Origin of the sequence: Shewanella surugensis (assembly GCF_023284005.1) — a bacterium.
Taxonomy (GTDB): Bacteria; Pseudomonadota; Gammaproteobacteria; order Enterobacterales; family Shewanellaceae; genus Shewanella; species Shewanella surugensis.
In genome coordinates this window covers 1-14,712 of sequence record NZ_JAKIKS010000134.1, presented here as the reverse complement: position 1 = coordinate 14,712, position 14,712 = coordinate 1, and the positions used below count along the sequence as shown (strand labels likewise).

The following is a 14,712-nucleotide window of genomic DNA, read 5'->3' as shown; positions in this document are numbered from 1 at the left end:
GATTCGATTAAACGGGTGGAAATTCTTGGCACAGTACAAGATAAGGCGGCGTCATTACCGCCCTTAAACCCAGAGGACTTAGCCGAGTGCCGTACTTTAGGTGAAATAGTGGCTTATCTTAACGCGCAGTCGACCCCCGCTGAAGATAACAAAGTTACAACTGCCCCCGTAGGAGTCATTGAGGCCCACAGCAATGATGTTGATAACATTCATACAACGCAAGAAAGTGTGGGCGCTGCTGACGATGATGTTAATGCTGGTACTCAAACGAGTACAGACATTAGTGTAGAAAGCAGCATGAAAAGTAATGTGAAACAAACGTCTGCAACAGATTCCGCTAGTCAGTTACAAACCTTGATGCTTGATGTTGTTGCTGAAAAAACAGGATACCCCGCTGAAATGTTATCCCTTGATATGGATATGGAGGCAGATTTAGGCATTGATTCGATTAAACGGGTGGAAATTCTTGGCACAGTACAAGATAAGGCGGCGTCATTACCGCCCTTAAACCCAGAGGACTTAGCCGAGTGCCGTACTTTAGGTGAAATAGTGACTTACATGAAGAATCAGTCTATTGATGAGCCGAGTGTGACTGAAGCGCAAGCGATGACAACCAAGGTGATGCCTTTATCCTCGGATGAAACCGTGGAAATTGAGCTGCCTCAATATGGTGAGGTTGTATTAGCTCCGCTGCCTGAGATTAGTCATGTTGAGTTGAGTAGTTATCTACACAATGCCTGCATCATTATTACAGATGATGGGCACAATGCGGGCGCTTTGGCTGAAAAATTGCGTTTACAACATTTACAAGTCGCAGTGATCCGCTTACCTGAGGGGGAACTGCAATCGCCGTTAAGCGCCGAAATTGAAAGTTTTCAACCTCTAACCAATGATGAAATGGGATTGAGGGATACGCTAGCGCACATTTTGCATTCTTTTAGTAAGGTTGCGGGCTTTATTCACCTACAACCCACAACACAGAATATATCCACGTCTCATTCTCCATTGATGCTTAATGAGAAGAGTTTGAGTCAACTTAAACAGGCTTTTCTGTGGGCGAAGTTATTACAACCCGAATTAACGAAACCGCATGGTGATTTTAGGCATTGTTTTATGACGGTGAGTCGCATGGATGGTGGATTTGGTTATGTTAGTGAATCATTGATCCAGGGAGCAGAGTTAAATCAAGGTGCGCTGTCTGGATTAACAAAAACGTTAAGTCATGAGTGGGATAATGTTTTTTGCCGCGCCTTAGATATTACGCCCGAAATGGATGCTCAGGCTGTGGCCGATGCCACTTTGCTTGAATTGTGCGATCAAAGCTCAATATACAATGAAGTGGGGATATCCTTCTTAGGCCGAACTCAGTTAGTGATCCATTCTTCATTGAATCAAGAAGCTGAAAATAATCTTATTATTGAGGGGGCGGCAAACACAAAAAGTGCCTCTGTCAGTTTGCAACCCAGCGATACTGTTTTAGTCACAGGTGGCGCTAAAGGGGTGACTAAAGCGTGTGCTTTGGCATTGGCCAAGAAAGCACCAGCGCACTTTATTTTAGCGGGTCGCAGTCAGTATATGTGTCTCGAAGACAGACCTACTTGGACGAATAACAAGGGGCTGGATGATTTACAAGCTGCGGCTATTGCTTATATGAAAGCAGAGTCTCAACAACCGACGCCTAAACAAATAGCGCAACTCATTGAACCCATAAAAAATGCGATCACTATTGATTCAGCGTTGCAGGACTTTAAGGAGGTGGGAGCGACGGCTGAATATGTGAGTATGGATGTGACGGATCCTAGTTCAATAACAAAAGCTTTAGCTTTCTATTTTAAAGTGGCAGATCCGAAGGGCATTCATTCGAAAGAGAATGTTTCACTTTGTCATGGGATCACCGGTCTTATTCATGGTGCAGGCGTATTAGCGGATAAGCATATTCAAGATAAATCGTTAGATGAATTTAATCGTGTTTATGACACCAAGATCACAGGATTAGCATCCATTATGAATGTTATTGATGTGGCTCAGTTAAAAGTTTTAGCATTATTTTCATCCGCAGCGGCTTTTTATGGCAATAAAGGTCAGAGTGATTATGCCATGGCGAATGAAATACTGAATAAAGCAGCACTGCAATTGTCAGTTTGCTTACCACAAACTAAAGTGATGAGCTTTGATTGGGGGCCTTGGGATGGCGGTATGGTCAATGCGGCATTAAAGAAGATGTTCATTGAAAGAGGGGTTGATGTGATCCCACTTGATTCTGGAGCCGAATTGTTTGCTCGCCAATTATTGAGTTCTGAAGATGTTCAAATTGTTGTTGGCAGTTCAATGCAAGGTGAAAAGGAAGCCGGATCGCACTCAAGAAAAGAAAAAATATCGACGAAAGATAATATTAATGTAAAAAAGACTAATGCGAGTGAGCTGAGCTTTATTCACTCGCAGACATTTCAGTCTGATGTAGAGCAAAATAATCAGGCTGTTAAGAATGTAGGGATCATACCGTTAACACAGGTGGTGATTGTTACCCGTCGACTCAATTTAGAGTCACTACCCGTTGTTCTGGATCATTGTATTGGAGGAAATCCAGTATTACCTGCTGTTTTTGCCATTCAATGGATGCGTGAAGCGGCATTATCGGCGTGTGGATTAGCATTCACTGATGCCAATCATGTACAAGTGCAGGTGGAAGATTACCAGCTTCTAAAAGGCATCATATTCGACCTATTTGAAGATCAAGTGCTTAAATTAACCTTAATGCCAGAGGGTACAGCTGATATCAACAAACAAGTGCTAAAAGCGGATCTGTATTGCAATGAGAAACCTCAATCTAGAGCTCGGTTAGTGGTGACACTGGTGTCGAATACAGAGCAAGACAAAGTCCCGTCATTAACGGATAAAGCGGCATTGAAATTAGAGACCAGCAGTAATGGTATAATCAATGGCCACACGCTTTATAAACAAGGTGTGTTATTTCATGGCCCTCGTTTGCAAGGCATTAGATCAATTCAGCATATTAACGATGAATCGTTATTGGCTCTATGTCAGTTACCTCAAATAGCCCCTCGAGATAGTGGTTGTTTTCCCCCTTGTTCTCAATGGGGGGGCTGTCAGCCTTATGCCGAAGATTTGTTACTGCAAGCCATGTTGATCTGGGCAAGATTTAAATACGACTCCGCAAGTTTGCCTACCAGTATTGATGAATTTATTGCTTATAAACCGCTTTTAGCGGGGGATAAAGGAGTGTTGTTACTTGAGGTGGTGGAGCAAAACCTTCATCGCTTAAAAGCCAATGTGTCTTTATATCATCAAAATGGTGAGTTAAGTGTCATGATGAAAGGCGCTGTCGTCACGATAAGTGACAGCTTAAATGAGGCTTTTTTATCCAATACGATGGTAACGAATAAGAACCTTGTTGATGCGCAAAATGGTCTAGAGGCTGATGGGTGCCTTTTTTTGCAAATGCAAGGAAGCGGTAGCTTATGAATTTATCAAATGTGGCCAATGGATCGTCAACTAAATCGGGTGTTTCATTGCGAATAGCCCTTTTTATTAAGGCAAAAAAGATGATGGAGAATAAAGCCAGTTCGTTTCCTTTTGATGAAACGGTACTCGCTTCTTTCAATGTTATTGTTCAGTGTGTGGAGCATTTTGAAGAGGATCTAGATTCAGCGATCCAAATGGTTATTAAAGGGGACGTTGTTAGGTTAGAAATGCCTGCGTATTCTATTTTGATGTTGCCAGCTTTGAAAGCGGCGAGCCTTAAATGGCATCCCCATGCTATATTGTCTGGATTTCAATGGCAAGCAATGCAGTGTGATGATGTCACTCAGCAAGCCGAAATACAGACTTTTTCTCAAGCAAAAGGTAGAAGTAATCAAAGTGATATAAAAAGTGTATCGTATGTTGATTTTAATAGCCAACAAAAATGTTTTCGGTTTTGTCAGTGGATTATTAATTTAATGAACCGAACATTAGTGACAGAGACTCAATCTCACTTCTGGTTTAGGGCACCTTTTAAGGCGCGCATGGTCGCGGTTAATTTTAGTCATACTGACGAAGCGGATAAGCTAACTAGCCGTATTGTTTTAACCCAAGGAACGTATCAGGCTCCGGCAAAGTCATTAGTGCAAACTCAGCGGTTATTTTTTATTTTTACGGGAAATAATCAAAGTGAATTACAGCAAGCTTTAGTTCGGTTAACACAATCACTCCCTCGAGTGTCAGTTCTTTCTTTGATGGCTGATAATTTAAATGCTTATGCCACATTGGGTGCGGACCAATCGTTGGCGGTAGTATTGCAAGCAACCTCTGCTGCGGCACTTGAGCTTGAGATTGACAGTGTCTTTAAGGCGATACCAAAAGTGATAGCAGATGAAGGGCGTTATCAAACGCCAGCAGGAAGCTACTTTTTTTCCAAGCCGTTAACGGATAAAGGTTTAACCTTTGTTTATCCTGGCGTGGGTACGGTTTTTGATAAGATGTTTAGTCAATTACATGAGTATTTTCCAGACCTTTATAATCGATTAGAAAGTGAAGGGGATTTAAGGACGATACTGCAATCAGACAAGATTTATCAAGATATTGAATTAAATTATGTTTTACCCGATAAAGTGGCGGCTCTTCAACAGGAAGATTTAAAACAACCCATTCGCATTCGTAAAAATAGCGCCGATGAAAAAGGCATGACATTAGCAGAGCAAGCAATTTCGGGTGTTGGAAGCAGTTATTTACTCACTCAATTATTGACCCAAAACTTCCAGATCCAGCCTCGTTTTTCGATGGGCTATTCGATGGGTGAAGTGTCAATGTGGGCTTGCTTAGGGGTATGGGAGGACCCCTATGAGATGATTGACGATACATTTTCAACTTCACTGTTTTCATCCATGATTTCCGGACACTTACACGCGGTACGAAAGGCTTGGGGGCTCAAGCATAAAACGGAGTCTCATCAAGTTGAAAGCCATCAAGCGGATATTAACACTCAACTTGAACATGATATCGGTCATGATGATGAACATCATGATAATGTGTGTTGGGGCAGTTTTTTGCTCAGAAAATCGGCCGTAGAAATTAATAGCTTAATTGATGACTATCCGAGAGTGTATCTGGCGATTAATCAAGGTGATACTTGCATCATTTCAGGTTGCGACCAAAGTTGCAGAACGTTAATAAAAGCATTAGGGACAAGAGGCCTTTCCAGCTCTGGTGTATCTGCTATGCATACGGGGCCAGCGATGCTGATCCATCAAGAGACCTATGATTTTTATTTACGCCCCTTGAATGACTTTACGGAACGTGCTTTTTCACATAATGAGGATACATATTCAACTCATGTGAAAGCAAAAAACAATATCGATCCGACTCAAATTACCTTTATCAGTTCGCAATTAGAACAAGGGGTCCACTATAAACATAACCCTTTTTGCGGTAAAAAAATTGCCAAATCAGTTGCAGATAACTTGTGTCATCCACTTGATTTCCCTAAGCATGTTAATAATGCGAGGCGAATAGGTGCCTCCTTGTTTCTTGAAGTCGGGGCGGATAGACAGAATACTATTTTAATTAATCGCATAAACGAGTCTGAACAAGTGGAAAAGCAATGTGACGCTGTCGCAATAAGTAGTCGAGCGAAGGATGATGTGTGTGAATTGTTAAATGCCATTGCGCAATTAATTAGTCATCGGGTACCTTTATCTATCCAACCTTTGCAATTAGGTTTAGCGATTTTGATTGAAAATCAAGATGAAATGTTAGACAAGGCTAAATCGTCAGAGGCTTTATTAGAGACACAGCAATAAATTATGTTTCTGATTTGACCATTTTGTTATACGAGGAGTAGTACATGCCATCTCATGATAAAGAACAGTTAAATCAATCATCTGTTTTACTTCCCTCTCAGTCTAATCGGGGAGGGAAGATTGCGATTGTGGGATGGGCTGCGTTATATCCAAAAGCACACAATGTTGACGATTTTTGGCAAAATTTATTGCATAAACAAGATGCAATAACGGCGTTGTCAGAGCAGAAGTTAAGAGCCAATGCTGATGACTTTAGAGGTGTGCAAGGGCAAAGTGATCGCTTTTATTGTGACAAGGGCGGCTATATCGATAAGTTTAATTTTGATGCCAGTGGTTATCAGTTGAATGAGGAATATCTATTAGGTTTAGATGACAGTATGCAATGGTCTCTCGATACCTGTAGAAAAGCGTTACTGAATGCCGAACTTAATCTAACGCCAACAGAATTAATGAAAACAGGGTTGGTGATGGGGGCTTTGTCTTTTCCGACTCAGCAATCAAATGAAGTTTTTTTACCTATTTATCATAGTATTATTGATAAGGCGCTTCAAACTCGCTTTGCGTTGAAAGATAAGCAAGCATGGACACTTGCCCCTTTTACGCCAGCAGTGAATAGCGGGCCGAGTATTGATGATGCCGTTCGATGCAACCATGCCAAAGTAGTGGCTAAGGCATTAGGCCTCGGCGGTATGCATTTTACGTTAGATGCGGCTTGTGCCAGTTCCGTTTATTCACTCAAATTGGCCTGTGATTATCTGACTCAAAGTAAAGCCGATGTTATGTTAGCCGCAGCAGTGTCTGGTGCCGATCCCTTTGTGGTTCATCTGGGATTCTCTGTTTTTCATGCTTATCCGGATAATGATGTTGCCGTGCCTTTCGATCGCCGTAGTCAGGGGTTATTTGCTGGAGAAGGTGCCGGAGTCTTGGTGCTAAAAAGGCTCGAAGATGCCATACGTGATGGCAATCACATTCAGGCTGTGATTGACGGTGTGGGGTTATCAAATGATGGTAAAGGGTATTTTGTACTTCGCCCAAAAAGCCAAGGGCAAGTGACAGCCTATGAGCGGGCTTATCATAAGAGCGGTATTAAGCCGAGTGAAGTGGAGGTTATCGAGTGTCACGCAACAGGCACACCGCTGGGTGATAAAGTTGAGCTCACATCGATGGAGAGGTTTTTTTCCGATAAGCTAGATAACACACCCGCACCATTGATTGGTTCAGTTAAGTCTAATTTGGGGCATTTATTGACTGCTGCAGGCATGCCCGGGATCATGAAAATGATTAATGCCATGAATACTGGGCAGTTACCGCCGAGTATTCATTCTAACGAAACCATGTCATCACCCAATGGACTCTTTGGGAAGCATACTTTACCCAGCGAGGTGACTGATTGGCCAGATAAAGCAGGGAAAAAAAACAACAGTCTTCGGCATGCTGGTGTTTCAGTATTTGGTTTCGGGGGCTGTAACGCGCATTTATTGTTATCTTCTTTTGATGAAAAAACATGGCACTTCACTTCCGATACCAATGTTGAGATGAATCATTTAAAACAAGGCTGCTTAGAACAAAAACAGAATACAGACTTACCTGAAAGCCTCTCCTCTCAAGATGAGTCAGTTTCTATGGCAATAATAGGTCTGTCAGCGCATTTTGGACCACTTGATTCTATTCAAGCTTTTGCTCGGGCGATTGAACATCATCAACCAGGGTTTATCGAACTGCCAACCCAGCGTTGGAAAGGATTAGATAAACATCCCGATATATTGAGTGAATTTGGACTCAATGATGTGCCTAAAGGCGCTTATATCGAGGGCTTTGAGTTAGACTTTTTACGATTCAAATTACCTCCCAATGAAGATGATCGATTGATCCCACAACAGTTATTACTGATGAAAATAGCTGATGAAGCCATTAGTGATGCCGGACTGAAAAGTGGCCAGCATGTTGCAGTTTTAGTGGCAATGGAAACGGATCTTGAATTACATCAATTTAGGGGGCGAGCTAATTTACATAGCCAATTGCAGCAAAGTTTATTGCAGCAAGGGATAGCATTAAGTGATGAGGAATACCAAGCACTAGAAGCCATGACTATGGATAGTCTTCTACCTGCTGCTAAGTTAAATCAATATACCAGTTTTATTGGCAATATCATGGCATCTAGGGTGGCATCACTGTGGGATTTTTCTGGGCCAGCATTCACTATCTCTTCGGTTGAGCATTCCGTTGCACGTTGTCTTGATGTTGCGCAAAACTTGTTGGCTGATAAAGACGAGAAAGATCCTTTACAGGCAGTGGTGATCGCTGCGGTGGACTTAAGTGGCAGTGTTGAAAAAGTATGTTTAACCAATCGTATTCAGGCGGTTTCTGCTTTAAAAGAAATCAAAAACGAAGACCATTCTAATAAAGTCCATTGGCATGTTGGTGAAGGTGCGGGGGCGATTGTCGTTCAAGCATTGGACGATGTGAATGATCCCCTAAAGAGCTATGCAAATATTTCTGAGCTTATTTTTAATCCTATTAATGCACAGCAAGTTATTACGAGTGATGTTTTATCGAGTCTGTCTCAGCAGATAAGTTTACTGGAGTCGAATATTGCTCCGAGTAGAGATACTCATTTATTACATACTCAGCTTGATAAATTAGCAACATTACTCCCACACGCAAAATTGATTCATGCCGATGAGTTGACGGGGCATTGTTTTGCTGCGGCTGGTATGGCCAGTTTACTCAATGGGTTATTGCAGTTAGCGCCAAAAGCAAACGACGAACAGACTTCTGCGGCAGTTGCTGCTGTGGCCAGTATCAATGAAGATGAACAGTCTGTGGTTTTGCTGAGGCAAACTTATGCTCAGAAACAAAGACTTCAGCAGCGATTGACTCAACATTTGACCCAAAGTGTAAACACTACAGCGCCTAAATTAATCAAAAAAGTGATGTTAGGTGGGCGAGATATCTTTGAGTTTATTATGCAATCACCGTTAGCGTATGAGCAAAATATTAAACAAAAAATGCAATTACTTAATATGTCTGTTAAATCGAGTCATGAAGAGTCAATAGTTAGTCTCTCAAACATAAAAGAGACGCTGGATATTGACAGTCAAAACGATGTTGTTTTATCAGAATCGAGGCAACAAAAAAAGGCTGCGGGCGAAGCGTTGACCCTGCCACTTTCAAATGTCAATAGTAGAAGCGTGGCTCAAATGAACACTGAAACAATGAGCGTTGAAAATTCACCACTTTCAGGCTCAGCGGACCAAGGCATGACTTTAGCAGACATAGTGCCTCTTCACTTGAGTCAGCAACAGTTAATGCAAGATGTGCATTTGGCATTTTTACAAAGTAGAGAATTGAGTCAGCAATTAAGAGTACTGCAGTTCTCCCAACAATATGGAAAACTCAATTCAGCAGAGGGGTTCAAGCGGCCACATCAACAAGTAGATGAAAAAAAGGAGCCTGCTGAGTTGCTCTCTCTTGACAGTAGTGACACCTTTGATACTGCTGAAATCGCAATGGATCAAGAGCGGGAAACTGAAGCGGAAGTGACAACACCTTATTATGATCGTCTGCATGATGATAAGCCGTGTATTTGGAATTATGATGACTTACGTGAATATGCTGAAGGGAGAATAGCCAATGTTTTTGGCCCCGAGTATGCCATTATCGACAGTTACTCTAGGCGTGTACGATTACCTACAACGGATTATTTGCTAGTGTCTCGTGTCACCAAACTCGATGCAAAAATTCATGAGTTCAAACCCAGCTCTATGACCACTGAATATGATATTCCTGTTGATGCGCCATATCTTTTGGATGGGCAGATATTGTGGGCTGTCGCTGTGGAGTCGGGTCAGTGCGATCTCATGTTGATTAGTTATCTGGGTATTGATTTTGAAAATAAGGGAGAGCGTGTTTATCGACTATTAGATTGCAGTTTAACGTTCTTAGCCGATCTGCCCAGAGCGGGCGATACGTTGCGCTACGATATCAAGATTAATCATTTTGCCCGCAATGGTGATACATTATTATTTTTCTTCTCTTATGAGTGTTTTGTCGATGATGTGATGATCTTAAAAATGGATGATGGTTGTGCGGGTTTCTTTACTGATGAAGAGCTGGCTGAAGGGAAAGGGGTGATCCGCTCGGGATCTGAAATTGCTGTACGTGAACAGGCGCTTCAGCGGCCAAGGCCAACGATGACACCCTCGCTAGATTGTCAAAAAATGCAATTTAGTGTTGATGACATTACTCAGTTGAGCCAAGCCGATTTAGTTGGATGCTTTGGTGAAAGCCATAAGACAAAAGCGCCTTTGCAAACCTCGTTGAGTTTTACCTCAAAACAATTTTTAATGATAGAAGCAGTCAGTCAACTTGATGCTAAAGGTGGGGCTTGGGGGCTTGGATTTATAGAAGCCCATAAACAATTATCGCCTGAACATTGGTATTTTCCTTGTCATTTTAAAGATGATCCTGTGATGGCCGGTTCATTAATGGCAGAAGGTTGTGGACAATTATTACAGTTTTATATGCTTTATTTAGGTATGCATACGCTGACGGAGAAAGGACGCTTTCAACCCTTAGAAGGATTAACCCAACAAGTGAGGTGTCGAGGGCAAGTTGTGCCACAATCTGGGCAGCTAACGTATCGAATGGAAATTATTGAAATTGGCTTTAGTCCTATACCTTTTGCCAAAGCCAATGTGGATATTGTACTCAATGGTAAGGTGGTAGTCGATTTTAGGAATTTAGGGGTAGTACTCAAAGAAGAAGATAAGTGTCGACGCTATCAAGGTCATAAGCATTACATGTTGCAAAAAAAGAACCAAAGTAATGTGAATGCCCCTTTGATGACTCAAATATTAGATGTTGAAGCCAAGTCGAATAAAGGTGTCATTCCCTTTAAGCATGTGCCTGCACCTGTGAGCCATGATGATCCAAATCGAACGCCTGACAGTCTGCCTTTTACCCCTTATCATTTGTTTGAGTTTGCTACGGGTAATATTGAACAATGTTTTGGTGCTGACTTTGCTGTTTATCGTAATAGAATATGCCCTCGTACCCCTTGTGGAGACTTACAACTCACCACTCGTGTGGTTGATATTCAAGGGACTCGTGGCGATTTTAAGCACGGTGCTTCTTGTGTTGCTGAATATGAAGTGCCTAATGATGCTTGGTATTTCAGCCAAAATAATCATCCGGCTAAAATGCCTTATGCTATTTTGATGGAAATATCACTTCAGCCTAACGGTTTTATTTCGGGCTATATGGGCACTACATTACTTTTTACCGATGAAGATTTATTTTTCCGCAATCTTGATGGTAAAGGGACTTTGTTACGTGAGATTGACTTACGCGGTAAAACTATCATGAATCGTTCACGGCTTATATCCACTGTGATCGCGGGATCAAATATTATCCAGCGCTTTACCTTTGAATTAAGTTGCGATAGAGAGCCTTTTTATCAGGGTGAGGCGGCTTTTGGTTATTTTAATCAAGCCGCATTAACGCATCAATTAGGGCTTGATAAGGGCAAAGTGATCCAAGCTTGGCATCATCAAGAACAGGTTGTTCCTGATCATCAAATTGACTTGTTGGATCGGAATAGTCGCTATTTCTGTGGGACGAAAAATCAGCCTTATTTTCGATTGGCGGGTGGAAAACTGAACTTTATAGATCAAGTTGATATTGTTGAATGCGGTGGGCGTCAAGGTTTGGGCTACTTATTTGCTAAGCGTACTATCGATCCGAGTGATTGGTTTTTTCAATGCCATTTCCATCAAGATCCGGTTATGCCAGGTTCTTTAGGTGTTGAGGCGATTATTGAATTAATGCAGGTTTATGCCATCAACCAAAATTTGGGAGTCGGTTTTATTAACCCTAAGATAAATCATATTCTTTCTGATATTGAGTGGAAATATCGAGGTCAAATTAATCCATTGAATACTCATATGTCAGTGGATATTCATATTACTGCCATTAGGGATGAAGCGGGGAAGAAAGTGATTGTTGGGGATGCCAATTTAAGTAAAGACGGCTTACGGATTTATGAGATTAAAAATATCGCTATTTGCATCGAAGAAGCGTGAAGGCAAGTAGTGTGAATTTATCTCCAATGAAATTGAGTTAAAATGATATGAGGTGTTAGTGTATGGAACAAACAAAGCTCAGTGAGCAACCATTATCCCCGTGGCCATGGCAAATTAAGCTGTCTGATGTGAGCTTTGATCTGGCAGTGATGTCTCAGCAGTTAAAAGATTTCAGTCGAAGCTGTTATCTTGTTAATCATACAGAGAAAGGGTTTGGCATTAGTCAGCAAGCCTCTTTGATTGATACACGTTGTTTCGAGAGTGAAAAAACGTCGTTTTCTGCTAATAGCGTGGGAAAGGAGGACTATTCTCCTTGTTTTCCTGTCAGTGCCTTTGCGCCTGCATTAGGGACACAAAGTTTAGGTGATCATTATTTTAGGCGAGTGCATGGGGTTAAATATGCCTATTATGCGGGTTCGATGGCGAATGGTATTTCGTCAGAAGAATTAGTGATTACACTGGGTAAAGCGGGTATTTTATGCTCTTTTGGTGCAGGGGGGTTAGTACAAGAAAGAGTTGAGCAAGCCATTATTCGCATTCAAACTGCCTTGCCTAATGGCCCGTACGCGTTTAATTTATTACACAGTCCCAATGAGCCAGCAATGGAAAAATCCAGTGTGGCATTATTTTTGAAACATAAAGTACGAACTGTCGAAGCATCGGCATTTTTAGGGTTAACCCCTCAAATTGTTCATTATCGTGCTGCTGGATTAAGTCGTGATGCCAACGGACAAATTTGTATTACGAATAAAGTGATCGCTAAAGTGAGCCGTGTTGAAGTGGCGACTCATTTCATGCAACCTGCCCCGGTTAAAATATTGCAGGGCTTAGTGGATGAAGGCTTGATCAGTGCGGAGCAAATGTTACTTGCACAGAAGGTCCCTATGGCTGATGATATTACCGCTGAAGCTGATTCTGGAGGCCATACCGATAATCGTCCGTTAGTAACGTTATTACCCACTTTATTAGCGCTTAGGGACAGTATTCAATCTGAATATCAATACTTGACGCCTTTACGTGTTGGTGCTGGTGGCGGGATTGGAACACCAGATGCAGCTTTGGCTGCATTTAATATGGGGGCGGCTTATATTGTCACGGGTTCTGTTAATCAAGCGTGTGTGGAAGCGGGAGCAAGTGAGCATACTCGTCAGTTGTTATCGACCACGGAGATGGCGGATGTCACCATGGCACCCGCGGCGGATATGTTTGAGATGGGAGTAAAGTTACAAGTGGTCAAACGAGGGACTTTTTTCCCTATGAGGGCAAATAAATTGTATGACATTTATAGTCGTTATGATGCAATCGAAGATATTCCGATTGATGAACGTGAAAAATTAGAGAGTCAAATATTTAGATCCAGTTTAGAGGATATATGGCAAGGCACTGTGAGTTTTTTCAATGAGCGTGATCCTAAAGTGCTTGAGCGAGCAATGGGTCATCCAAAGCGGAAGATGGCATTGATTTTTCGTTGGTATTTGGGCTTATCTAGTCGTTGGTCTAATATCGGTGAAGCGGGTAGGGAGATGGATTATCAGATTTGGGCAGGGCCTGCACTTGGTGCCTTTAATCAATGGGCTAAAGGCAGTTATCTTGATGATTATAAAGCAAGACATGCCGTCGATATTGCCAAACACTTACTTTATGGAGCGGCATATCTCAATCGTATTAATCATCTTTGTGCTCAAGGCGTTAATCTTCCTGTTACTTTAAGGCGCTGGTTACCGGATAAAAAAATGGCGTAATAAGTTGTCATCACTCAATGAAAAAATGTGGATGAGGCTCTATGCATTTTGGCCTCATGTTTTAAAGAGGACGTTATTGAATTCGTTCCCAACGGATCCCTTTGGCAATGATTTTTCGTCGTTTAATCGGATCGGGTTGGGTACCTAATAAGGAACATAAAAAATGTAGACTGTTAATATAAAGGGGCACCCAGAAAGCAATATGAGTCTTGACGATAGGCTTTAAATTGTTGGATTTTAAAGGGGGTGTTTTTAAATAAGTGGTTTTGTTAGCAGTGACATATTTAGGTTTATCATCCCTCATAAAAGCATCCTTTTTTATTAATAAAATGTGTAAAATAGTTTAGGGGGCAATACTTTTCTTTGTTACGTAAAACACTATAAGCTCTTTTAATTTAAAAGGTTAACTTTATTTTGCTGTATGTTAGTTGAATGCCTACGCATTAATGATACTTATTGTTTAATTTAACGTGTAAAAATGTTGCATTTATTTTCGTAAAGTTTTACTTAAGTGGAGATGTATCAAGAATTTTAATCCCATTAGAGTGTTTGTATTTTATGGATAAAGATATCCTACTGTTGTTATAATTTTGATTGATTTGTGTTTCCTTATGTTCGTTTCGTAATGATAAAAAATAGCGTGTATTTCATGTTATTTATATTCTATCTGTAAAAATATCTGTTGTGATTTTATTTCGATATTGACTATGGTAATACCAGTTTTTATTATCCCCTATTTTTTGTGGTATCGACTTAGCGTTAATAGTATAAAATATTTCCAATGTTGGTTTCATATCTTCTTTGTCATTATTATTAGTAGGGGTATTAAGTGGCAAGGTTTAAACCGAATTTAGGTTAATGATTAAATTTTTAGTTTATGACTTTATATTAAAGGTAATGTTTAATATGTTGGAAAAAGAAATACATTCGATATTATCTCGTCATGCTTTACCTATTCCGCCTTTACCGAGAGCTTTGATAAGTGCTTAACTAAAAGTTATCGTATATTTTGACGGATAATTATCCATGATGTTTTTTACACTCTCTTTGAGTGCATCAAAAGTGATAAAATCATGGCAAGATAACCAT

The 14,712-nt window shown here is 41.0% G+C and carries 5 protein-coding genes; 4 read left to right on the top strand and 1 reads right to left on the bottom strand.

Annotated features, from left to right (window positions below; all coding sequences use genetic code 11):
• The 4 genes from L2764_RS22585 to L2764_RS22570 all read left to right on the top strand — a co-directional run.
• A partial coding sequence (locus L2764_RS22585) for a KR domain-containing protein (protein ID WP_248942587.1) occupies positions 1-3,483 on the top strand: 3,483 nt, incomplete at its 5' end.
• Complete coding sequence (locus L2764_RS22580; protein WP_248942586.1) at positions 3,480-5,798, top strand: PfaB family protein; 2,319 nt, start codon at positions 3,480-3,482, stop codon at positions 5,796-5,798. The genes L2764_RS22585 and L2764_RS22580, both read left to right, overlap by 4 nt.
• A gap of 44 nt (positions 5,799-5,842) precedes the next feature.
• Complete coding sequence (locus L2764_RS22575) at positions 5,843-11,881, top strand: hotdog fold thioesterase (RefSeq protein WP_248942585.1); 6,039 nt, start codon at positions 5,843-5,845, stop codon at positions 11,879-11,881.
• Between the two features lie 62 nt (positions 11,882-11,943).
• Positions 11,944-13,623, top strand: a complete 1,680-nt coding sequence (locus L2764_RS22570) for a PfaD family polyunsaturated fatty acid/polyketide biosynthesis protein (protein ID WP_248942584.1) — start codon at positions 11,944-11,946, stop codon at positions 13,621-13,623.
• Positions 13,624-13,696: 73 nt separating this feature from the next.
• Here the strand turns inward: L2764_RS22570 and L2764_RS22565 are convergent, their stop codons facing one another.
• Positions 13,697-13,927 (bottom strand): hypothetical protein, encoded by a 231-nt coding sequence (locus L2764_RS22565; RefSeq protein ID WP_248942583.1) that lies wholly within the window; start codon positions 13,925-13,927, stop codon positions 13,697-13,699.
• Positions 13,928-14,712 lie beyond the last annotated feature (785 nt).